The sequence below is a fragment of the Paenibacillus sp. LHD-117 genome, assembly GCF_030929555.1.
Taxonomy (GTDB): Bacteria; Bacillota; Bacilli; order Paenibacillales; family Paenibacillaceae; genus Pristimantibacillus.
On sequence record NZ_JAVFVT010000036.1, the window covers coordinates 32,986 to 54,827 of the forward strand.

Annotated in this window: 17 protein-coding genes and 1 pseudogene; 3 read left to right on the forward strand and 15 right to left on the reverse strand. The window is 54.8% G+C overall.

Features of this window, described 5'->3' with window-relative positions; genetic code table 11:
* Nucleotides 1–11 precede the first annotated feature (11 nt).
* The 4 genes from RB620_RS23585 to RB620_RS23600 all read right to left on the reverse strand — a co-directional run bounded on the left by RB620_RS23585 (nucleotide 12) and on the right by RB620_RS23600 (nucleotide 5,336).
* The gene (locus RB620_RS23585) at nucleotides 12–1,745 is read right to left on the reverse strand and encodes a histidine kinase (protein ID WP_308098684.1); all 1,734 of its coding nucleotides are present in this window, start codon (nucleotides 1,743–1,745) and stop codon (nucleotides 12–14) included.
* Between the two features lie 25 nt (nucleotides 1,746–1,770).
* Nucleotides 1,771–2,655 carry a carbohydrate ABC transporter permease gene (locus RB620_RS23590; protein WP_308098686.1) on the reverse strand — a complete coding sequence of 295 codons (885 nt, stop codon included), beginning with the start codon at nucleotides 2,653–2,655 and terminating at the stop codon, nucleotides 1,771–1,773.
* Between the two features lie 23 nt (nucleotides 2,656–2,678).
* A complete protein-coding gene (locus RB620_RS23595; protein WP_308098757.1) occupies nucleotides 2,679–3,539 on the reverse strand; it encodes an ABC transporter permease in 861 nt (286 codons plus the stop codon).
* 126 nt (nucleotides 3,540–3,665) lie between these two features.
* Nucleotides 3,666–5,336, reverse strand: coding sequence for an extracellular solute-binding protein (locus RB620_RS23600; RefSeq protein WP_308098688.1), 1,671 nt, complete (start codon nucleotides 5,334–5,336; stop codon nucleotides 3,666–3,668).
* A 239-nt stretch (nucleotides 5,337–5,575) separates the two neighbouring features.
* Here RB620_RS23600 and RB620_RS23605 point away from each other — a divergent pair, with 239 nt between their 5' ends.
* Nucleotides 5,576–7,192 (forward strand): putative N-acetylmannosamine-6-phosphate 2-epimerase, encoded by a 1,617-nt coding sequence (locus RB620_RS23605; protein WP_308098691.1) that lies wholly within the window; start codon nucleotides 5,576–5,578, stop codon nucleotides 7,190–7,192.
* 528 nt (nucleotides 7,193–7,720) lie between these two features.
* Here RB620_RS23605 and RB620_RS23610 read toward each other — a convergent pair.
* The 7 genes and pseudogenes from RB620_RS23610 to RB620_RS23640 all read right to left on the reverse strand — a co-directional run bounded on the left by RB620_RS23610 (nucleotide 7,721) and on the right by RB620_RS23640 (nucleotide 15,273).
* Entirely contained in the window at nucleotides 7,721–8,491 is a 771-nt protein-coding gene (locus tag RB620_RS23610) for an arylamine N-acetyltransferase family protein (RefSeq protein ID WP_308098693.1), read from the reverse strand.
* A 75-nt stretch (nucleotides 8,492–8,566) separates the two neighbouring features.
* Nucleotides 8,567–9,802 (reverse strand): aminopeptidase, encoded by a 1,236-nt coding sequence (locus RB620_RS23615; protein ID WP_308098695.1) that lies wholly within the window; start codon nucleotides 9,800–9,802, stop codon nucleotides 8,567–8,569.
* Nucleotides 9,803–9,943: 141 nt separating this feature from the next.
* Nucleotides 9,944–11,365: a hypothetical protein gene (locus RB620_RS23620; RefSeq protein ID WP_308098696.1), complete on the reverse strand. Its 1,422-nt coding sequence runs from the start codon at nucleotides 11,363–11,365 to the stop codon at nucleotides 9,944–9,946.
* A 526-nt stretch (nucleotides 11,366–11,891) separates the two neighbouring features.
* Nucleotides 11,892–12,752, reverse strand: a complete 861-nt coding sequence (locus RB620_RS23625; RefSeq protein ID WP_308098758.1) for an IS3 family transposase — start codon at nucleotides 12,750–12,752, stop codon at nucleotides 11,892–11,894.
* Nucleotides 12,688–13,062: a helix-turn-helix domain-containing protein gene (locus RB620_RS23630; RefSeq protein WP_308098697.1), complete on the reverse strand. Its 375-nt coding sequence runs from the start codon at nucleotides 13,060–13,062 to the stop codon at nucleotides 12,688–12,690. The genes RB620_RS23625 and RB620_RS23630 overlap by 65 nt, the downstream gene beginning before the upstream one ends.
* Before the next feature lie 138 nt (nucleotides 13,063–13,200).
* Nucleotides 13,201–14,428 (reverse strand): annotated as a pseudogene (locus RB620_RS23635) (RtcB family protein).
* 137 nt (nucleotides 14,429–14,565) lie between these two features.
* Nucleotides 14,566–15,273: a hypothetical protein gene (locus RB620_RS23640; protein ID WP_308098699.1), complete on the reverse strand. Its 708-nt coding sequence runs from the start codon at nucleotides 15,271–15,273 to the stop codon at nucleotides 14,566–14,568.
* 376 nt (nucleotides 15,274–15,649) lie between these two features.
* On the opposite strand from RB620_RS23640, the gene RB620_RS23645 reads away from it, so the two are divergent.
* Nucleotides 15,650–16,378 (forward strand): ankyrin repeat domain-containing protein, encoded by a 729-nt coding sequence (locus RB620_RS23645; RefSeq protein ID WP_308098701.1) that lies wholly within the window; start codon nucleotides 15,650–15,652, stop codon nucleotides 16,376–16,378.
* Between the two features lie 169 nt (nucleotides 16,379–16,547).
* Here the strand turns inward: RB620_RS23645 and RB620_RS23650 are convergent, their stop codons facing one another.
* The 4 genes from RB620_RS23650 to RB620_RS23665 form a co-directional block, all read right to left on the reverse strand.
* Entirely contained in the window at nucleotides 16,548–17,132 is a 585-nt protein-coding gene (locus RB620_RS23650; protein ID WP_308098702.1) for a ribonuclease H-like YkuK family protein, read from the reverse strand.
* Between the two features lie 474 nt (nucleotides 17,133–17,606).
* Nucleotides 17,607–18,770: a GerAB/ArcD/ProY family transporter gene (locus RB620_RS23655; protein WP_308098703.1), complete on the reverse strand. Its 1,164-nt coding sequence runs from the start codon at nucleotides 18,768–18,770 to the stop codon at nucleotides 17,607–17,609.
* Nucleotides 18,767–19,957 carry a Ger(x)C family spore germination protein gene (locus RB620_RS23660; RefSeq protein WP_308098704.1) on the reverse strand — a complete coding sequence of 397 codons (1,191 nt, stop codon included), beginning with the start codon at nucleotides 19,955–19,957 and terminating at the stop codon, nucleotides 18,767–18,769. Before RB620_RS23660 ends, RB620_RS23655 begins: the two co-directional genes overlap by 4 nt.
* Nucleotides 19,954–21,498 (reverse strand): spore germination protein, encoded by a 1,545-nt coding sequence (locus tag RB620_RS23665; RefSeq protein ID WP_308098706.1) that lies wholly within the window; start codon nucleotides 21,496–21,498, stop codon nucleotides 19,954–19,956. The genes RB620_RS23660 and RB620_RS23665 overlap by 4 nt, the downstream gene beginning before the upstream one ends.
* Before the next feature lie 101 nt (nucleotides 21,499–21,599).
* Here RB620_RS23665 and RB620_RS23670 point away from each other — a divergent pair, with 101 nt between their 5' ends.
* Nucleotides 21,600–21,782 carry a hypothetical protein gene (locus tag RB620_RS23670; RefSeq protein ID WP_308098708.1) on the forward strand — a complete coding sequence of 61 codons (183 nt, stop codon included), beginning with the start codon at nucleotides 21,600–21,602 and terminating at the stop codon, nucleotides 21,780–21,782.
* Nucleotides 21,783–21,842 lie beyond the last annotated feature (60 nt).

The following is a 21,842-nucleotide window of genomic DNA, read 5'->3' on the forward strand; positions in this document are numbered from 1 at the left end:
CGGATTCCCCCTCAGCTCGCGCTCAATTTTATTCTCACTTGCAAGCCGCCCAGCTCGGAACGGTCTACCGAGATCCCGTAGTCCTCCCCGCAGCGCAGCTGGATTCGACGGTGTACGTTCAGAAGGCCCGTCGTTTCCTCGATCCTGTTCGCGGAGTAGCGCAGCTTCTTCCGGATGAGCTCGATCTCCTCGTCCGTGATGCGGTCGCCGTTATCCTCGACGTAGAAGGAAAACGCGCCGTCCTTCAGATCGCTATGCACCCATAGCTCGCCTGAGCCTAACATTTGGCCGAAGGCGTGTTTGTACGCGTTCTCGATGACGGGCTGAAGGATCAGCCTCGGAACGGGCATGTCGTGGTTATCGCAGTCGAAGGCTACCTGTATCCGCTCCCCGTAACAAATCGACTGCATCTCGACGTACGTGCGGGAATGCTCCGTCTCCAGCGCGAGCGGGATATCGTCTTCGTCGTTGCGCGTAATGAACTGGAAGTACTGACCGATATGGAGGCAGAACCGGTAGGCTTTCTCCTGTTGATTCCCCGACTTGATCAGTCTGCACAATACGAAAAAGCAATTATAGAGAAAATGGGGATTGATCTGCGACTGCAGCCGTTTCAGCTCCGAACGCTGGTTGCGGATTTGTCCCTCGTAATTTTCTTCGATCAACGTTTTCAAATGTCGCACCGTATCGTTGAAGGCTTCGTACAAGTAGCCGAATTCGTCGGCCCCGCGGTCGATCGCGATCGTCTCCAGCCGGTTCTGCTGAACCCTTCGGAAGGAATGAACAAGCTTCATGAGCGGACGGTAAATGAACATCCGCAGGAAATATGTGAAGTACAACACGATGACGACCGCGAGCGCGCATGCCCACCAGAACAAGGTCTGGTACACCTGCAGCGAGCCTAGAACCGACCCTTCGGGCACGTAGGTAATCGCATATGCGTTCCAAATGTCGGAATGCGTATAGACGGCCATATAGGATTCGCCTTTAAAGGTGACGGTTTCGCTGCCTTCCTTGGCACCCGAGCCTCTCTTCGACGCTGCGAGTGCTTTCATATGCCGCAGCAATTCGGCGTCCGCGCCGCTCTCGATGCTCCAATTCCGCTCCAGATTGAGCAGTACGCTGCTCCCGCCCCGCGTGCCTCCGATCTGCGATAGCGTTTTCCTGATTTCGGAAATCGACAGCTCCACCGACACGATATATAACGGATGTTTGGTCGTGCTGTTCGGGTACTGCATGGATATGAACAGCCGGTCACGCCAAGCGATGAACGGCTCCGCGTACAGCTTCTCGCTTTGTCTCATCGCCGCGTATTCATCCTCTTCGAGGAAGGTTTCGAAGCTATTGCTCAGCACCGTCCGCTCGATGACCGGAATAAAAGCTTTTGTCTCCCGGATGAACGGACTCGAATTCCTCATGAGGTCTAGCCTTTTTTGAATATCCAAAATTTTGCTGGATTTCTCATAGGAGCTCATGTCATTGCCCGTCGTCGCGATCTCCATCAAATCCTGATCCATGACGTAGTTGGGCAAATAGCGGCCGATGCGGTCCGCTTCCTTGTCGAGCGAATCCATGTAATACTCCGTCGTACCCAGCACCGAACCCGAAATTTCGCCGCGAATGCGCCCGGAGCCCTGCTCGATAATCATCCACGTAATCGCCAAGAGCGGCAATAAGGCCGCCAGAAAGGCGACCATTATTTTCGGAAATATGGAGGAGTTGGTAAGGAATAGTCCACTCTTCATCGTTCGTCCCCCCATGCGCCGGCTTCTATTCCTTCACGCTTCCCATAACGATGCCTTTGATGAAAAACCGCTGCAGGAACGGGTACACGATCAGGATCGGGAAGGCCGCCACGAAAATTTGGGCCGCCCTGCTCGTGCGGTCGGACAGCTTCATCATCAGCTCGACGTTTTCCGCTTTAATAAACCGGAAATCCAGCTTAATAATAACGGTCTGCAAGAAGGTTTGCAGCGGATAATTTTCAGTATGATTCATGTACAGCATCCCGTCAAACCAGCTGTTCCAGTGTCCGACCATCGTGAAGAGTCCCGTCGTCGCCAGCGCCGGAAGCGAAAGCGGCACGTAAATTTTCCACAGGGTAAGGAAATGCCCCGCGCCGTCGATCCGCGCCGACTCCTCCAGCTCCTTCGGCAGGCTCCGGTAGAAGTTCAGCAGCAGGATAACGTTGAACACCGGAATCGCGGTAGGAAGAATAAGCGCGCCCATCGTATCGATCAAGCCGAGCGACTTTACGGTCAAGTAGGAAGGGATCAGCCCTCCGCTGAACAGGATCGTGAATACGAACAACCAGGCGTAGAACGTCCGAAGACGCAGCTGGCGCGGATCCTTGGACAAGGGATAAGCCGTGATGATCATCAGCAGCATGCTGAGGGATGTGCCGAACACGACGCGCTGGACCGACACCCAGAATGCGCGCAAATATTCCGGCTTCCCGAAAACATTCTCGTAAGCGGCAGTCGTGAATTCGACGGGCCATAGCGCCACCTTGCCCGCGGCCGCCGCGGCGCCGGAGCTGAACGAGATGGCCAGGATGTGAATAATCGGCATAAGGCATAACAAAGAAATGAGCAGCAGGAATGCATAGTTGCAGCCTTCGAACAGCTTTCTGCCCCATGATCTGTTTATGGTCATGGTAGTTCTCCCTTCTGCATCGCTTAGAAGATGCGGTAATTCGCCAGCCTGTAGGCCAAGACATAAGATAACGATATGAAAATAAACGATACGACCGATTTCAACAGGCCTACGGCCGTGGCAAACCCGAACTGTGCTTGCTGCACGCCCATGCGATACACGAACGTATCGATAATATCCGCGCTTTCATAAACCGGGGGACTATAAAGATTAAAAATTTGCTCGAAGCCGGCGTTCAGCACGTTGCCGATATTCAGCGTCAGCATGAGCACGATAATGGGCATCATTCCGGGCAGCGTAACATGGAAAGTCTGCTTCAGCCTGCCCGCTCCGTCGATCTCCGCAGCCTCGTACAGCGAAGGGTTAATGCCGGTCAGCGCCGCCAAGTAGACGATCGTTCCGAAACCGAACTCCTTCCAGACATCGGAGATGACCATCGCGTAAGGAAACCATTCATTGCTTCCCAAGAAGAAAATCGGCTTCACGCCAAAAAATCCAAGCAGTTGGTTGAATACGCCGGATGTCGGCGACAGAATGTCCACCAATATCCCGCTAAGCAGCACCCAAGACATAAAATGCGGCAAATAGACAAGCGTCTGGAACGTTCGTTTGACCCATTCCCTCCGCAGCTCGTTCAGCAAGATCGCGATCGAGATCGGGACGAAGAGGCCCGCTACGATTTTCATCAAGGCAATGAATACCGTATTGTAGAAGATGCGCCCGATATCGGGATAGTCCAGCAGCAGCCGGAAATTTTTCCAGCCGATGAATGGCGAACCGAACAAACCTTTGTTCGGCACGTACTTCTGAAACGCCATGATGATGCCGGCCATCGGAACGTAGCTGAAAATCAATACTAATAGGATGGCCGGAATCAGCATCATATGCAGGGGCCACTCTCTCTTCCATAGTCTTGCAAGTCCGTTCAAGCCGTTCACCTCGCTGTTTCTATCCTAGAAAAAATAGGGGGGAGGGAATCACCCCATCCCCCGATATCGTTAGCTGCTCGCTTATTTATGGGTTGCGTACCATTCATTGACTTCCTTCGTGATTTCGTCGCCGCCCAGCTTCTTCCATTCTTCTACGAAGGCATCGAATTCATCTACCGAAACTTGGTTCATGATGATCTTGAAGTAGACCTCGTCGCGTTTCTTAAGCAGGATTTCCTGGCGTTCCGCCATGGTCGCCGTCGGCGCGCCGTAAAATTTATTTTGCAGGTATTGTTTGTTTTCCTGAATAGTCGGAACGAGCGAAAACGCGCCTTTCGGACCGGAGATCAGGTACTCCCACCACATGCTGGTATCGCCGTCGACGTATTTCATCGCGCGCTCGTACCGCGTTTTGTGGTCTTTGGTTTGCAGGATGCTCGGATCCTTGGCTTCAATCGCCTTAGGCAGGATTTCGCCGTTGTTGTCCTTTTGTTTGCCTACGCGGAGCGGGCTAAGCAGCCAGTAGTTGTTGCCCTTCTCTTTGCGGTCTTTGCCGTATTCATAGACTTTCTGCTCTTCGGTCGGATGATTGTCGACCGCGATCCATTGGTTAACCAATTTGATGACGCCTTCCGGATGCTCTGCTTTTTTGGAGATTACGTAATATTCGTCCACGCCAAGCCCGATTTGGTTTAATGTCGGATTGCTGTCCACGGACGGAATCGGGAATACGCCCCACTCCTGAACGACTTTACCGTCTTTCACGGCGCCTTTGACGAGTTGAGCAGGCACCCAAGATGCGCCGAATACGATACCCGTGCTGTTGTCGTAAAGCATTTCGGCAGCTTTCTCCGTATCTTTAACGGCGAACTCCGGGTCGATCAATCCTTTTTTGAACATCTCTTGAAGGGCGGCAAGCGCAACCTTCACCTGCGGCTGAATGTCGCTGTTGACGAGGCCGCCGTTGCCATCCTCGATCCACATGTTCTCGTAGGCATGGTAGCCGTTCAGGAACGCGCGAAGACCGGTTACGCCCGTTTCGATGCTGAACGGGTTTTTGCTAACGGAAAGTCCGGATGGCGTCGCGGAGCCGCCGGGATTTTTGGTATTGAACGCCTCGGCGATCGTCATGAGATCCGCCATCGTTTTCGGTTCCGGCAAGTTCAGCTCCTTGAGCCAGTCTGTGCGCACGTACATATACTGATATTGGTACGGATTGTACGAGCTCGGAATGCCCATCAGCTTACCGTCGAACGTGGCCGTCTTGAGCTGCATGCCGCCGTCCATCGTCAGGAACTGCTTCGTTTCGTCGGTTGCGTTTTGGTCGTACACTTCCGTAATATCCATAATCATATCCGCTTCGGTCAGCTCTTTGAGCTGCGTCGCGTTAACCAGCATGAAGTCGGGAAGATCGTTGGACGCGATCGTAATTTTTACCTTTTCTTTAAACTGGGCGACATCCGCCGCGATCCACTTATTCGTAATTTTCACGCCGATGTCTTTCTCGTACGCATCGTAAACGGAGTTTTTCTCGAAGCTTTCGCCCTCGTCGAACTTCAAGTACTGGTCGCTGATCGAGACCGTCGACACTTCGACGACTTCGTTCCCGCTTTCCGGCGCGGCGGTGGCGGCCGCTTTCGCGGATTCGCTCGGCTTAGCTTCGGGATCATTCGTCGACTGTTTGCTGCACGCGCTCAGTGCCAGGCAGAAAATTACGGCGATGATCATAAACATCTTCTTTTTCTTCGTCATACTACCCCTCCATTTGGACTCGATATGGATGATCCGCCGCTTGATTCGCGGCTTTTTCGTTCCTAGTTCTAGTATAGGAATGCGGGATAAGGCCAGCCATATACTAGTCTTTACTTTCGTATACACCTCTTGACAACGGGAGGCGCGACGCGGTGTAAGCCCTTACATTTACTTGACGCCCCCACGAATTCGTCGCTAACATGTTGAACAAAACCTATCATATTTATCGGAGGGATTCCATGTCTCGCTATAGTAACTTGTTCCCCAAAAGAGGATTGATCGTCTCCTGCCAAGCGCTGGAGCACGAGCCGCTGCACGGCGGTGACGCCATGGACAAGATGGCCCGGGCAGCGGTTGAAGCCGGCGCGATCGCCATCCGCACGAACGGCGTCGAGGATATTAAGGCCATAAAAGAAGCGGTCGGCGTCCCCATCATCGGACTGGTGAAACGGGAAATCCCCGGCTCGGACGTCTTTATTACGCCGACTTTAGATGAAGTGAAGGCAATCATAGCGGCCGGAGCAGACGTCGTCGCGCTGGACGTCACGGACCGGGAAGGCCGGCTGGAGATGGCGCAGCCGCTCATCGACTACGCGCATCGCCACGGCGTCGCCGTCATGGCCGACGTCTCCACGTACGAGGAAGGGCTGGCCGCGGAACGGCTCGGCGCCGATTTCGTCGGGACGACGTTATCCGGTTATACGCCGTACAGCAAGCGGCAGGAAGAACCCGATCTGGAACTCGTCCGCCGGCTGAGCGAGTCGCTTCGGATTCCGGTCGTCGCGGAAGGCCGCATCTGGACGCCGGAACAAGCCGCGTCGGCCATGCGTGCGGGCGCTACCTGCGTCGTCGTCGGCGGCGCGATTACGCGGCCGCAGCTTATCGCGGCCCGTTACGTGCGAGCGCTGGACGCGTTCGAAGCCGAATCGCCTTATGCGATCGGCGTCGATATCGGCGGGACGAAGATCAACGCGGGAATCGTATCTTTGGCGGGCGAAGTGGTGTTGACGCACAGCCTGAGTACGTCGGGGGGCAAGACGGACACGGCCGGCCGCGTGATGGAGGCGATCGATGGTTTATTGTCGGTGGCGAAAGCCCGTTATCCGGACATTCGCTGCAAGGGCATCGGCGTCGGCACGGCGGGCCAGGTCGATTGGCGCGAAGGCAGCATTCGCCACGCCTCTGAGCTCATTGCCGGCTACACCGGGACGAAGCTGAAGGCGCTGCTCGAGGAGCGGTATCGCCTGCCGGTGCGGGTGGACAACGACGTCAACGCGCTCGCGCTGACCGAGCTCAGGCTCGGTGCCGGCATAGGCGTCGGCCATTTCGTCTGCATCGCGCTCGGCACCGGCGTAGGCGGCGCGGTCGTAACGGACGGCCGATTGCTTCGCGGCGCTTGGGGCGGGGCCGGAGAGCTCGGCCATCTATCGGTCGACTTCCGGGGCGAGCCCTGCGTCTGCGGAGCCAGAGGATGCCTGGAGCAATACGCCTCCGGCACGGGAATCGCGCGGCGGATGCGGGAGCGGCTAGCCGCGGCTGGCCGGTCTTCCGAGCAGCCGGATTCGCGCGAGGTCATCGCGTTATGGCAGGCGGGCGAACCGCTGGCATCGGCAATCATGGACGAAGCGATTTCCGCGCTGGGGGCGGCAATCGCTTCGCTCATCCATACGTTTAACCCCGAGTTGATCGTGGTCGGAGGCGGCGTGGCGGATGCCGGACCGCCCCTGCTGGGCAGGCTGCGCGAAGAAGCGCTCCGCCGCGCGATGCCTTCGCTCTCGAACGGCGTCCGGATCGAGGCCGCCTACCGGGGCAGCTGGAGCGGCATGATCGGCGCGGCGCTGCAGCTGTGGGAGTAAGCCGGGCGGACGTGCCCGTTGATATCCCCCATCGTTCCAGGATAACGGCCGGGCGCGTGGGCGAGTGAACCGACGGGGCCAAGCGTGCGGGGCAGGACGGCGGAAGGCGCCAAGCGCGCTGTTTAAGGACAGTGGATCGCAGATTAGCATTCGCGGATCACGAATGCTGTATCGCGTACAGCAATTCCGCTTCGATACCCTGCAATTTCAAGTAATTCCTGTATAGCATACAGGATTTCGAACGGCTTTCTAAGCTTAGGTTGAGCATGTGAAGCAAATTGCTGTACCCAATGCAGGATTCATAGATGTCCGGTCGTCTTGCGTCAGAATTCCTGTACGAACTACAGGAATTTATCCATCGTTTTCGCAGCTGCTGTCGCATCGACAAGTAAGTTGATTGGTTAGCAAAAAAAGAACGGTCTCCAAGATCGGATTCGACCTTGGAGACCGTTTTTTCGCGCAGCCATCTTCATTCGGCATGTCTCGCGCGGCAATATTGTTTTCCGCAATCGGATGATTAGATAAACCTCAAGCCCCGCCGTCGTCCGACTCGATGCCAAAATAAGTCTTAAGCGCTTCCGCATCCTCCGCCTTGGATGCCGGCGTGAACGCGTGGACGCCATCGGGGCGGAACAGGCGGAATTCCTCGTTCCACACCGTGTTGCGCCCCTCCTTCGTATGGATCGCAACGATCAGGTTGTTTTTGAACACCGAGTCCGGGGCATGCTCGCACCAATAGGACGCCATCAGGTAGTCCTTCGCGAGCTGCGGCTCCTCGGTGAACGAGAAGAGGCGGGACCAGCCCTCCTTCTTCTGCTCCATCAGCATCCAGCCGAATTCGGGATCGCGATCGAACCGATAAAGCTCGTCCCCTTGGCGCTGCTCCAGTCCTTCCAGTAGAAGGAGCGGCCTTCGCGGCACGATGCCGCCGACGCCCACATCGCACAAATAGAGCTTGCCTTCCGCTTCGACCCGGAGCACGTGATGCCTGCGCTTCGGCGGCGTATCCGTCTCGTCCCGCCAGAACCGGGCGAAATAATCCGTTACGCCGTACCCGAGCTCCCTCAGAAGCCAGCCGAACAAGGCATTAAGCTCGAAGCAATAACCGCCGCGGCGGCGCTCCACGATTTTCCGGTAGATCGGTTCGACTTGCAGCGACAGAGGCAAGCCGTGGATAATGTCCAAATTTTCATAAGGCACGCTCTGCAAATGAAGCTCCTGAAGCTTGCCGAGCGTCTCGGCGCTTCCGTCCGGTTCGCCGTTAAACCCTATTCTCCGCAAATAAGCCTGTACGTTCATCCCTTACCGCATCCCCCTCGTCAGCCATGTTTCAACCCATCAACATTAACGGCGTTAACTTCCTCCGCAACCTCTCTACTCCGCCCAATTCCCCTTGCGGAACACCGGCTCGATCGTGCCGTCCGGCAGCTCGCCGTCGATGTCGAGCTCCGCGCAGCCGATCATGAAATCCACATGCGTCAAGCTTACATTCGCGCCCCGCTTCAGCAGCTCTTCGCCCGTAAGCTTCGTGCCGCCTTCCAGGTTGACGGGATACGCGCTGCCGAGCGCGAAATGGCAGGACGCGTTCTCGTCGATCCCCGTGTTATAAAACACGCGGTTCAAGTTCGAAATCGGGGAATCATGCGGAACAAGCGCCATCTCCCCGAGATAGGAAGCGCCATCGTCGGTTTCGAACAGCGACGTCAGATGCTCGCGGCCGGACTCGGCGTCATACGCCGTAACTTTCCCATCCTTGAACGTGAAAGTAATGCCTTCGACGAGCCTTCCGTTCAGATTCAGCGGCTTCGTGCTTCGCACCGTTCCGTTCACGCCCGCGCGATGCGGCATCGTGTACACCTCTTCGGTCGGCATGTTCGCCACGAAATAAACGCCTTTTTCGTTCTCGCCGCCGCCCCCGCGCCAAATATGCCCTTCCGGCAGCTCCACGCGCAAGTCCGTGCCCGGCGCTCGGTAATGGAAGCTCTTATAGCGCTTCTCGTTCAGCCGGTTCTGCCATGTTTTCAGATGCTGGATATGCTCCCGCCAAGCGGCAACCGGATCCGCCGCGTCCACGCGTACCATTTTGAAAATGGCCTCCCACATCGCATCGATGCGCTGCTCCTCCGGGAGATCTGCGAACACCTTGTCCGCCCAAGCGCGGGTCGGCGCCTTGATGAGCGACCAGCTGATGCGGCTATTGCGGGTATAAACCGAATATTCCTTCCGCGCCACGGCCGCCGCCTTAACCGCTTCCGACACTTTCGCGGAATCGATGCCGCTGAACAGCTCCGGATTCGGCACTTTGATATGCAGAATGGCCCCGCCCTCCTCGGCGAAACGCACCATGCAGTCGACCTGCCACTGCGGATAATAGCCGAAGGAATCGTCCGGCGCCTTCTCGTACCGGATCCGCGTCACTTCTTCGTCATCCCATTCGACGATGACGTACTTCGCCCCCGCCTCGTAAGCCTTCGCCACGATCAGGCGAGTCAACTCCGCCGTCTCGATCGGCGCATGCACGATCAGCACCTGCCCGGCCTGGATATTCACGCCGACCTTCACGACCAGCTCCGCGTATTTATTCAACATGATTTTGAAGTTGTCGTTCATTCGTCATGCCCCTCTCGTGACTTTCTCACCACAATAGAATTTATAAGTTTTCGAGCCATCGAAAACCGAAATTCCATTTGGCGATAAAACCTACCTCTAAACGCGGTCGCCTATCATTGAAAGGCCTCGATAGAGGTTTTCTCACAATCCTTTTATTTGTTGCAGTTCGTCAAGCAGCGCTGACCGCCCCGGATAAGCTTGTTGAAGCTCTTCCACAATCTTCTTCGCATGCTCCATCCCGCCAGCCTTGATGAGGCGGCCAATGATGCCGCATACTTTCCTATACGCTTTCCGATTCGTCGAATTCGCGCATTCCGCTCGAATGAATTGCTCAAACAGAAGGAAAACTTCCTCTTTATGGTTGTCGAGCAGATAAACATAATAGTCAACGATCGATCTCTTATCCATCCTCACATACTTTAAGATTCGATCCGTCAGCTTGTCCTGAAGGATGATCTTCTTGTACAGGTCTTCCACTTTCCAGCTTCGTTCCGAATTGACTTCCAGCTTGTCGAGAATCGTCACGTGTATCTGCAGCCACTCTTCATTCGCGTGCAGCGCCTTATACTTTTCGTAATACTCGTATTCGCCTTTAAGTATGAATTCCTCGACCAGTGATCGGTGCAGCTCCGGTGGTCCGATTGCCTCATAGATTTCGCAGCGGATTTTTTTCCACTGATTCACGAGTCCCGGCAGCCCTTTCCGCGAATCCTGCCGCTCTCCTTCTTCGGCAAGCTCCAATGCCCGCTCGTACCGCCCTTGCGTCATCGCGGTTTCGATTGCCAATTCACGAATGGCGCCAATCTCCAAATTCCCTTCGATAAACGATATTGCTTGGTCCTCCCCGTCAAACCTCTCGATAACCATATATCGAAGCTCTGCCGCTTTATCGAAAAAGTACGAGCTTCTGTAGCGCTCCCCGCGCTCTCGTTCTTCCATGGAAGACAATAGCGTCGTCCAACGCTCTTTTTCCTCCCGGCTGTTGATACATAATGCAGCGCTTTCTAACAAAGAAAGCTGCCATTCGTTCCAGCCCTCCAAGTTCGGATGAATCACTTCTTTCAGAATGATCTGGAACAAAGCCGACCTTGTCTTGTCATTGAACTGTTCCGCTTGATCTGAGACTTGGTGAACGAGGTCCAAACATTCCGTGATGATACCGCCGACAACGCCATCGGAATCATCGCAGGTTTGCAGCAGGTCGCCCATTTCGTGCAACACGCAAAATACGATTTCAGTCGCCGTGAGATGGCTTCCCTTCTCTAATGCTTCTACCGCGGCTTCCATCACTTGCTCGGCTCCCCCTACGGCATCATGCACGTTCCTGTACGGAACAAAACCATGCCGATCGGCATTCCGCTTAATGGATGCCCGGATCGTTTTCTGATACTGTTTCATCGCATCGCGACTGCCCGGTTCTACGAACAACAAGGAGAGCGCTTGCTTCACTTCCGAATATTCCTCCGACAATCGGACAAGCAATTCGATTAATGCTCCCTTATCAAGCGTGTCAAGATGATCGGATAAACTCTTCTTGCCTTTCTCGATATTATTATTTTTCATTTCGGCATTCCCTTCGTTTTCCTCATTCATACGCTTGATTCTATCATAGCCAGAAGTCTTGTTCAGGAGCAATAGCGGTTGCTCGTGAAGCTAGTAGTTCGATTCAGAATTACCATTACTACTCTACATTTGCCATACAGCAATGATCTGCAACTCGATGGCAACCGTTTGAGATGGCTAACGGCGGCCACAGTCGTTATTCGAATAAAATCGTTTGTTTACAAATTCTAACGGAGCTGGAGGCCGCTATTGGCCATCAAACAGTGCCATTTCCCTAGAAATCCGTCCAATAAGCGCGCGTAGCTCCGTTAGATTTTAGAATGAGGCATGAAAGGCAAAATAGCAGCTGTGTGCTCCGTTAGCCATCTTTTCAGTTCGGCATACCGTTTGAAGGATCGCCGAAGTCGCGATGGTTACGGAATTTTAGGATCGTTCTACTAATAAACGATCCTGAAATGCGGCTACAACAAAAAGCACCCAGCCTATTATTGGTCAAGCCCCAATTTTGTAGACATTGAAAAAAGCCCTAAGCTGAAAGCTGGCGTCGGTACTCTACCGGCGTCAGCTTGTTTAATTTTCTTTGAATCCTTTCGTGGTTATAAAAATGTATAAATTCCTCTATTCTCCGTTGTGCCTCTTCCAACGAGCGGATATTATAAGGGTAGAGCGCTTCCGCTTTGAGATGCGAGAAGAAGCTCTCCATCGCGGCGTTGTCTAAACAATTGCCGCGTCTGGACATGCTGATTTGGGCGCCAACCGTAGGCAGCATGTCGTGGTATGCATGGGACGTGTACTGGAAGCCTTGATCGCTGTGAACGATCAATCCGGCTATTTGTCCAGTCGCGTCCTTTTGCGCTTCAAATGCGTCTTTAAACGTCTTTAGAACCAGCTCATTGTCATTGCGATTGCTAATGTGGTATGCGACGATTTCGGAGCTGCACAGATCCTTGATAGCCGACAGATATAGCCGTTCATCCTCTACACGATACTGAGTCACATCGGTAACCCACTTCTGATTCGGCTTGTCCGCAGTGAAGTCACGCTTCAGCAAATTATCTGCGACGCGGCCGTCTGCTTCTGCTACTTGATAGGAGTTGCGATAGTTGCGCTTCCTTCGGATAACAGCCTTCAAGCCAAGTTGTTGCATGAGACGCAGTACTCGCTTGTGATTCACCTTTTCACCATATTGACGTTCAAGCTCATCCTCTATTCTTCGATATCCGTATGTTCCGTTTCTCTGCTCATATATGGATTTGATTCGCTCTTTCGTTTCATGGTCCTTGTCGTTAGCTAGCCGATTTAAATAGCAGTAATATCCGCTTCTAGATACGCCTAAGAGGCTGCAAAGCTCCGTAATGGGATACTGTTCCGCGGCTAACTGAATGATGCGGTACTTGCCTTGTGCACCTCCTGTTCCATATTTTCAAACACTTTTTTAAGGCTTCGTTCTCCCGTTTGAGCTGCTTCACATGTCGGTCCTGGTCTATATACTGTTCCCGACGTCCTCGTTGATCCAACAGTCCAAACTCACCAAGTTCCCTGTACCTACGCATCCACTTTTTAACTCTATCCTTATCTTGAATCCCTAAATATTCGGTGATTTGTCTGTATGTCCATTTCTCCTCAATATGTAAGCGAATCGCCTCCTTCTTGTCTTCCTCTGTATATGACTTAAACTTCTGTCCTTTATTCGCCATAAAAAATACACCCCCTAGAATTCATCGGAATAACCAGGGGTTTTTCCAATGTCTATTCTAAGGGGTGCACCTCATATCGGCAAGGTGCTTTATCAATAAACGAAACGCTCGAAATGACATCTATTCCAGCTTCTCTCTTTAATCTTTGTAAGGATCAAACTCGTCCGCTCCGGCCATGCAGACGCCGATCGGCTTCAGCACGTGAAGCACGTCGATCGTTTCCATGTGGGCGTCCAGCACCTCCCGCAGCTTGCGGTATACGAACGGACTTTCGTCGGTTCCGGCTCCGCGAAGCTCGACGCCGAAATCGTTGACGGCGTTAACCATCTGTTCCATCGATATCTGACCGCCGGAGCGGGTGCGCGTCTTCCAAGTTCATTTTGCCGGCGGCTTGCGTGCGGCTCATTACGCGGCCAGCCCCGTGAACGGTGCTGTAGAACGATTCGCGGTTCTCGTCCGAGTCCTTCCCGCTTACGACGACCGAGATGTCCCCCATGCTGCCTCCGATAAAACCGAGCTGTCCCGGCAACGACGGCGTCGCGCCTTTGCGTACGACAATCGTATCCTTGCCTCCATGATTCTCCCGCCAAGCGTAGTTATGATGGTTGTGCACCTCGAAATCCGCTTCGGTACCGAGTAAGGAAAGAACTTGCTTGATGACGTAATCCCTGCCCGCGTACGCGTAACGTCCAGCCAGCCTCATGGCGCGGAAATACATATCGCCGAGCTCGCTGTCCAGGTCCAGCAGGACCGGCGGCTGATCCATCTTCTCCCCGGGAGCTTTTCCGAAAAACTCGCGCCCGGCTGCTAGATTGATGAATCCGCTTGCCGTTTTGTGGCCGAATCCGCGGCTGCCGAAATGGTTCCCGACCCAGAGCCGCCCGGTCGCCTCTTCCTCGAACAAATCCACGTAATGGTTACCGCTGCCGACCGTGCCCAATTGGCCCTGGGCCAGCGCCTTCAATTTATCGTGCTCCTGCCGGCCGACGGCGGCGTACACATCCCAATCCGGGTCGTCGAACAGCTCATGATCCACCTTCTCGCTATTGACGCGCCCTACCCCGAACGAAACTTTGCGGGCTATTCCATCCATAATGCCAGCCAGCTTAGGCTTCACGTCCGCCGCGAACAGCTTCGTCCGAACCGCCTTGTTGCCGCAGCCGATGTCGTAACCGACGCCAGAAGGAGAGATTTGCCCGTCATAAACGACAACTCCGCCGATCGGTTGGCTATACCCTTTATGATGATCGGCCATCAGAAGCGCTTGAACGACGTTCCCGTGTTCGGCGCAGGTTTTCGCTTGAGACAATGCGCCCGGATCGGGATTGCCCCACACGCGGACGCCTTCTATGATTTGATAAGCCATATAAATCATTCACTCCTTTTACAACTCTTCTTCTACGTTTATTGTCGTCGATTCCGGTGGCTTCAAACAGGGCGAAAGTATGGCAAAAAGAAAAAAGAGATCCTGCAAGCCCAAAAGAAAACTTTCAGGGAATACCCTTAACTGAAGCGACGCACTAACTGAACAACCTTCCTTACATACTCCTCGTACATATCCGGATCCTCGTCGAATATTTCCCGGTAGACGGTAATCACTTGCCAGCCTAGATAAGCGAGTTGTCCCTCGCATTGCTGAAATTTATAATAATCTTCGTATTTGCATCTTTGCTCCACGATTTCGTCACCGGCGAACAGAAGTACAACCCTTTGCTCGATGTCGTACAATGGCAGTGAATAGGGTACGCGTGCGCCTAACTTTGGGTATCCTGCTCTCAACATGCCGAATTGGTAATTGACGATCGGTCCCCAGAACTCTTGGAGAAACCGTGACACATCCGCGCCGTGTTTCCTTGCCTCTCTGCGACTCAGCCGTTCTTCCATCCAGCGAGTAACATTGGGATGAGGAGATCTCGGCTCTCTTGCCGGCTTGTTCTCATTGCTTATTTCAGTCACAAAATCATACAACAATGCGTCATGGTCGCATCGGACCAACTGTCCAGACTGATCCATAATGATCGAACCCTTGCTCATGATGTTGCGGTAATAAAAACGGTTATCCTTGTTTCCAAAAAACTCAATATACGCCATGATTCTGTCGACTTCATCCGGATTGTTTCTCCGCAGGTAGTCGCTTAGCGGCGCAAAAGCCTGCTTGATCCACTTCTCCGTAACCTTCTTCGGTCTTTTCACTTCAGGATACATTGTCATATTCCCATCTCCCTATTCAAAATAAAAAGCACCATGCCCATAACAGGCACGGTGCTTCCGTGAAAATAATTATACAAGCCGCAAATACATATCGAGCGTTTGGTCCAACGTCCTTGTCACAAGCGAGAGAAACGCATTTCGGTCTCCCGTGGTGTGAGCCAAATCCAATGTCGTATAATATTCGCTGCGATCTTCGACCGATGGATCAATCAGAATCCATTATAACATTGTCATCGTGAGAAAGACATCTGACGATTGGTCTGTTTTTCTTTTACCTCCCGGCTTAGTTGTTTAGGCTTTGTTTAGATTTTGTTTGAGCGAAATTTAGAATAGTCTGCTACCATATACGTAACAAACAGGAAAGGATGGGTAAACGATGCTGCGATGGATCGGAGCGATGCTCCTGATGTCCCTTATCGTCTCCGGCTGCCAGAGCAATCCTGGATCGGCGCCTGACGGCGACGGGAAGCGGCAGGCTGCCCAAACGGTGAATGATATGCGAACGGGGAATGTAAACGAAGCGTTATGGAAGGCGGCGGAGCAAGGGGATTCAAAAGCCATCCTTGAATCGCTGAACGCGGGAGCCGAAATAAACGCCACCGATGATCGGGAGCGGACTGCCGCGATGATTGCCGTACATGCGAATCGGATCGAGGTTTTCAAGGTCTTGGTCGACCAAGGAGCCGACATCAATATCCGGGATAACCGTTCCGACAACCCGCTTCTCTATGCGGGAGCGGAAGGCCTGCTGCCGTTCGTGCAAGCCGCCGTGGCCGCGGGGGCGGACACGAAGCTGACGAACCGGTTCGGCGGGACGGCGCTTATCCCTGCCGCCGATCGCGGGCATGTGGAGATCGTGAAGGAGCTGCTGACCACGTCCGACGTCGATATTAACCATGTGAACAATCTGGGCTGGACCGCTCTCCTCGAAGCCGTCATTCTAGGCGACGGAGGCAGCAGACATCAAGCCATTGTCGATCTGCTGATCGAGCACGGCGCCGACGTGAACCTGGCGGATTCGGACAGCGTTACCCCACTGCAGCATGCCAAGAAGCGCGGCTTCGAAGAGATGATTCGGTCGCTGGAGCAAGCGGGCGCGAAATAAACGAAAGCGGTTCGGGAACGCGAGGGCGTGCGGAGAGGTGCTCGTGGCGGGGGATGGCTTCGGTCTGTCGTCAGAGTCGGGATTGCTTTGTCGCCGCAGGCTGCGGATTGCAGGGAAGGCTTGTCTTGCTCGCAAGGCTGCCGCAAGGCACATGCCTCGCCCCGTTCCTTTAGTTCACGGTAATTTTCGTATATCCGCGATAAGGCGTCTTCGTGAATCGATTGGAGACGGACGACGCCACGATCGCTTCCGGCTTGACCCTGGCGGCCATGCCCATCGCCTCGATTCTTCCGACCATATCCGCCACGTAGGCCGAAGTCTGGTTGCGCTTCGCGTCGGTGCCCGCATCGATGTCGACGAACATTTTGAGCTCCGCGCCTTGATATACATGCGGCATCAGAATATCCTCAAGCTGTGAGCGTTTGGCTTGGTCGAAGTAGGTGGCGATCTCCTGGCTGAACGTCGTCTCGAGCGAGAGTTTCTCTTGGATGGAATAGATTTCGCGGGGAAGAATAACCTGCCGGTAGCAGAACCACGCGCCGCGCCCCGGCCGGATGATGACGATCGACGTGATGAACTTCGTATGTCCGGCATGCACCTGCGCGTCCGTGCCAATGACGAGCTGATAAGCTGCACGGGCATCGCTCCGCATAAAGTTTTGAATCCGAACGAACACTTCGTCCAGCGCCATATCCCTATCGGACAAGTTCCGAAACACCGATTCGTGAAGCAACGTGTATTGTCTTCTTTTCATAAGGATCACCCTCGAAGCAAGATCGGCTTCTTCCTTTCTGCTTACTCCTGAATCGGCTATCCATGGTACTCTTCTCCTTCATCATACGCTCGCCCCTTACCCCTTTGGTTGTACGATAGCCTTCCCATTCCAATAAGATATGTACTTCGTTGGGACAGAAAAAAGACCGCGGCCTCCGAGATCTCATCTGATCGTGCTGCTCGCGGATCGCAGAGATTGTAAGGATTGTTGCAGTTTGTACAGTAATTTCGCAACGAAATCCTTCGATGCTGCGTCATTCCTGTATTTCGCGCATGATTTCCAACGATTTATTGATCACGAAGGGAAATAACCGGAAAATTGCTGCAGCAAATACAGGATTTGCGGATACATAGCCATTTCGCGATCGAAATGCTGTACTAAATGCAGGAACGTAAGCTTTTTTTCTCCCAGCGGGCAAAAAAGAGCCGCCGGCACCTGCCCGGACGGCCCGATTCATCCTTCCCCGGATGGTTGATCCGGGGTTTGAGGTAACTTGCCATGGGAGCGCAGCCTTCCCTTCAGCAAAGTACCAAGCGTGAGTAGCAGCAACGGCAGCCCGACGGCGATCGGAAGCGCGATGAATGGCCAAACTTGCTCCAGGTACTCGATCGCGCGAAAATGGTCCTCGACGATCCAATAAGCGAACGCGCCCATCGCGAGACCTACGGGAACGATTGTCGGCTTATGGCTGCCGATTCCGAAGATCTTGGCCATGCTAACCGAGCAGCCGTAAAGGCTGAACATGATCTCGAACAAAATGGGCAGAGAATACAACGCGATCATCACCATCTCGTACCGCTGCAAGAAATGGCCAATGTGGGCGTTGTGGGCCAGCTTCATGCAGGACAGGGTATATTGGCTCGTCACCTCCGCCGACAGGACGGCCGCTTCCAGAATGGACCAAATGATGATAAGAAGACCGCTTAACAAGATGCCGAGCGCCCCGACCTTGCCGCCTGAGCGCGGATGGTCCTTGACGAGCGGCATGACGAGCGCAGCGAGCATCGTGGCGAGCGCCCAGTCCGCGTCGAAGTGGATGCTCGCCCCAAGCGCGCGAGGGAAACCGTCCTCCAGCACCGGAAGCAAATTCAAGATGTCGAATTCGTCGGTAGAGCCGATCACGATCATCACGTTCAGCAGGAAGATAAAAAACAGCCCCGCGAGCGCAATGCGCGCCATGACCTCCAGCCCGTAGTAGCAGCCGATCGCTCCTACGATAAGCGAAGCGAAGATGATCAGAGAAATGGGCATTTCGGGCAAAAAATATTCGTGGATATGGTACACGAACGTGATCATAATGGGTCCGAATCCCGCGAAAAACAGAACGAACACGAGCAGCGCGACCAGCTTGCCGAACCACCGGCCCAGCATCAGCTCCGCCGCCTCCATGAAGTCGCGGCCCGGCGTTCTGCGCACGACCAGGTAGGTTACGTACATCATAGCGACGCCTTGCAGCGTTCCGACCAGCATAACGATCCACATGTCCTGTCCGACGATGCGCGCGACGACGCCTTGCGTCACTCCGATGGCCTTCACGTAAATGAGATTGACGATCATCGCGATGAACATGCCGTTCGAAACCTGGATCCTCCATGGTTGCTTAGCCGTCCCCGTCATCGTATCCCCGCCCCCACCGCTTTGACGACCCCGCTTTTGATTCGAACCTCCGCTTCAACGCCGATCTCCGCCTCCGGGAAAACCTGGCTCCAGCGAGGGCCGAGCGTGCGCCATTCGGACGGGTACCGATTGCGGAACACATCGCCGAACTTTAGGAAGTCGGTGCCGAACTCCTCCTGAGCTTTGCCGATCACGACTTCGATTCTCTCCTTCATCTGCTTCTCCATTCTACTCTCGATTTCGCCGCGTATATCCGCCAGCGGCACGCCGCAGCCGCTCTCGACGATGTCCGCTTTCGTCTTCAGCCGCACCTGGAAGCTTGGATTCCCGTTCGCATAGGAAGCCGATACTTGAAAGCGGGCCTCCTTGAATTCCAGCGCAACCTTCTGCGCCGATTCGTTCGGACAGGCCACCACCTCGATGCCGCTCTTCAGCTTCTCCAGGAAAAACATGACGATGCGCGTATCCTTGTTCGACAACCAACCGACCATCTTCTCGCCGTTGAACACAGCCGAGCCTGCAAGCTCCACCTGTCGGATGGAGCCGTGCTCGCCCGGCTTCTTGTTCGAGATCCCTCTCGGCATGAGCTGGATGCGTGCGAGTACCGGCTGGGCGGAGTCGCTCTGGAACGCCTCTTCCAAATTCATCATGTTGCTCGCCAGCGTCTGCCCGGCGACGTCGTTGCCTTCGAACAGCCGGTTGAGAGCCTCGCCGGGCACGACCTCGAGTCCCGTGATCGTGGAGACGACCTCCGCCGGGGAATCGGGCGTCACCGCCACCCATGTGTTCATGCGCAGCTCATGATTGCGTGTGAAAAAATCGATCATGTCCCTGATGCCCCGTCGCGCGTATTGTTCGTCCATGACGATTACGAAATTATGGGCCCAGTAGACGCGGCGGGACGAGAATCGGCCCAGATTGCGAATCGCGTCGAAGATGCTTTTGCCTTCGGCGCTGACGGAGTAGATCGGCTCCCCTGTCCCTCCGGCCGGCGCGCCGGTCTGGCCTCTGGCATCCGCAGGACGAATAATCTGTACGGACAGCTTCACGTTGCCGGGCCGGCTGCCTTCTTGCAATCCGACCGCGGTCACGATCGCCAGCTCGTTGATTTGCCGCAGGCCCATGCAGGAAGACAGGAGAGGGACGACGAGAAGCAGAACAATCGCCGAGAGCATCGGCCGTTTCATGCGCCCCCCTCCTTCGGCTTCGCGGGCATCTGCATCTCGCCCATTCTCTGCTTGTCCTTTGCGGTTTCCGGCCGCTCGTCCATCATCCAGATCGGTACCCTTAGCACCATGTCGCGCTGGTCGGAGGGTCGGTACGGGCTTGCCGGCGTCAAATACGATACGCCAAATGAGCGAAGCGAGAGGGCGTGCAGCAGGATGATGAAGAACATCGTCGTGAAACCGAGCAGACCGAGCATGCCCGAAGCGAGGAGCAGCGGGAATCGGAGCAGCCGAATGGCCAGAGAGGACGAATAGCTTGGAGTCGCGAACGACGAGATGCCTGTCACCGCCACGATAATGACCATGAACGGGGATATCAGACCCGCTTGCACCGCCGCCTGTCCGATAATGAGCGAGCCGACGATGCTGACCGCCTGACCGATCGGCTTCGGCATGCGAAGGCCCGCTTCCCGCATAAGCTCGAAGGCGAATTCCATGATCAGCGCTTCCAGCAGAACGGGGAACGGCACGACCTCCCGGCCGGAAGCAATGGTGAGCGCGAGCGACGTCGGAATCATCTCGTGATGGAAGGACACGAGCATGACATAGATCGACGGCAGCAGCAGGCTGATCAAAAACGCCACATAACGCACGAGGCGAAAAAAAGTGCCCACCCAGAAGCGATGATAATAATCGTCGGGCGCCTGGAAGTATTGCCAGAAGAATGTCGGCACGATCAGCACGAAAGGCGTCGTGTCGATAAAGATCGCCACGCGTCCCTCCAGCAGGGCCGAGGCTACCCTGTCCGGCCGCTCGGTGCTTTGCACCAGATCGAAGGGCGAGAGCGGCGAATCTTCGATAAGCTCCTCGATGTTGCCGCTCTCCAGTATGGCGTCGATCTTGATCCTCTGCAGGCGCCGCCTCACTTCGGCGACAAGCTCCTCCTTGGCTATATCCGCGATGTAAGCGACATTGACATCCGTTCGCGACCGTTCGCCGACAACCATTCCTTCGAAGCGAAGCATCGGGTCCTTGAGCCGTCTGCGTACCATGGCGGTATTGCTGCGGATGCATTCCGTGAAACCGTCTCGCGGCCCGCGCACGTTGTTCTCCGACGATGGCTCCTCGATGGCCCGTTCCTTGGGGGCGCGGGTGCAGACCAGCAGCGCCTCCTCGGCCTCTTCGAACATGACAAGCGTATCGCCCGCGACAATGCCCGAGATGCCTTCTCCCAGCATCTCGCATGTAGAGATGGAAGGACTGACCAGCTTCCGCTTGCCGATCTCCTTCGGCGACAGACGGTTGCCATCCGCGCCTTCATTCCCGCGCGGCTCCAGCAGCCCTTCCAGCAATCCTTCCACGATTGAAACGTCCGTGAGACCCTCCAAGCTAATGAACGCGCCGCGAGAAGATGGTTGCCCGTTCCCGCCAAGCTCGAACTCCCGCACCGAAATGTCGACGCTATGCCCCAAGATGCGGATAATCTCTTTCACGTTGGCGTCCAAGTCAGGCTTGAACCGCTCCTTCAGTCTCTCGCCAAGCTTCTCTTGCGCGGCATTCATCCAGGATGCCTCCTCCCTGTAGAAATGGTATAAACAGGATGACAAGGGCTACACTAACCAACGAGCGCAAGCTGAACACTTCAGAGGAAGGGGCCGCCCGAATGGATTTCTATCACTCTTGGTTTTATATGCATGTGCTGAATACCAAATGGCTGTTGTGGACGATCGTGGCGTCGGTGCTCGCCGCGCATCTGCTGCTGCCCATTATCATCTGGTACACGACGGCCGGGAAGAACTGGATAAGGAAGTTTCGAAATTATCGCAGGCAGCGGCAAGGCACGTAACTTCGCAAAGTTAGAAATTGGATACAAAGTCTGGTCATAGTGTCCCGTAAGCGCATCTAA

Coding starts and splice junctions, on each gene's coding strand:
- RB620_RS23590 (WP_308098686.1), bottom strand. CDS start 2,655: ATGACCATAAACAGATCATGGGGCAGAAAGCTGTTCGAAGGCTGCAAC.
- RB620_RS23670 (WP_308098708.1), top strand. CDS start 21,600: ATGGATTTCTATCACTCTTGGTTTTATATGCATGTGCTGAATACCAAA.
- RB620_RS23655 (WP_308098703.1), bottom strand. CDS start 18,770: ATGACGGGGACGGCTAAGCAACCATGGAGGATCCAGGTTTCGAACGGC.
- RB620_RS23665 (WP_308098706.1), bottom strand. CDS start 21,498: ATGAATGCCGCGCAAGAGAAGCTTGGCGAGAGACTGAAGGAGCGGTTC.
- RB620_RS23645 (WP_308098701.1), top strand. CDS start 15,650: ATGCTGCGATGGATCGGAGCGATGCTCCTGATGTCCCTTATCGTCTCC.
- RB620_RS23600 (WP_308098688.1), bottom strand. CDS start 5,336: ATGACGAAGAAAAAGAAGATGTTTATGATCATCGCCGTAATTTTCTGC.
- RB620_RS23595 (WP_308098757.1), bottom strand. CDS start 3,539: ATGATGCTGATTCCGGCCATCCTATTAGTATTGATTTTCAGCTACGTT.
- RB620_RS23660 (WP_308098704.1), bottom strand. CDS start 19,957: ATGAAACGGCCGATGCTCTCGGCGATTGTTCTGCTTCTCGTCGTCCCT.
- RB620_RS23640 (WP_308098699.1), bottom strand. CDS start 15,273: ATGACAATGTATCCTGAAGTGAAAAGACCGAAGAAGGTTACGGAGAAG.
- RB620_RS23620 (WP_308098696.1), bottom strand. CDS start 11,365: ATGAAAAATAATAATATCGAGAAAGGCAAGAAGAGTTTATCCGATCAT.
- RB620_RS23650 (WP_308098702.1), bottom strand. CDS start 17,132: ATGAAAAGAAGACAATACACGTTGCTTCACGAATCGGTGTTTCGGAAC.
- RB620_RS23610 (WP_308098693.1), bottom strand. CDS start 8,491: ATGAACGTACAGGCTTATTTGCGGAGAATAGGGTTTAACGGCGAACCG.
- RB620_RS23585 (WP_308098684.1), bottom strand. CDS start 1,745: ATGAAGAGTGGACTATTCCTTACCAACTCCTCCATATTTCCGAAAATA.
- RB620_RS23605 (WP_308098691.1), top strand. CDS start 5,576: ATGTCTCGCTATAGTAACTTGTTCCCCAAAAGAGGATTGATCGTCTCC.
- RB620_RS23630 (WP_308098697.1), bottom strand. CDS start 13,062: ATGGCGAATAAAGGACAGAAGTTTAAGTCATATACAGAGGAAGACAAG.
- RB620_RS23615 (WP_308098695.1), bottom strand. CDS start 9,802: ATGAACGACAACTTCAAAATCATGTTGAATAAATACGCGGAGCTGGTC.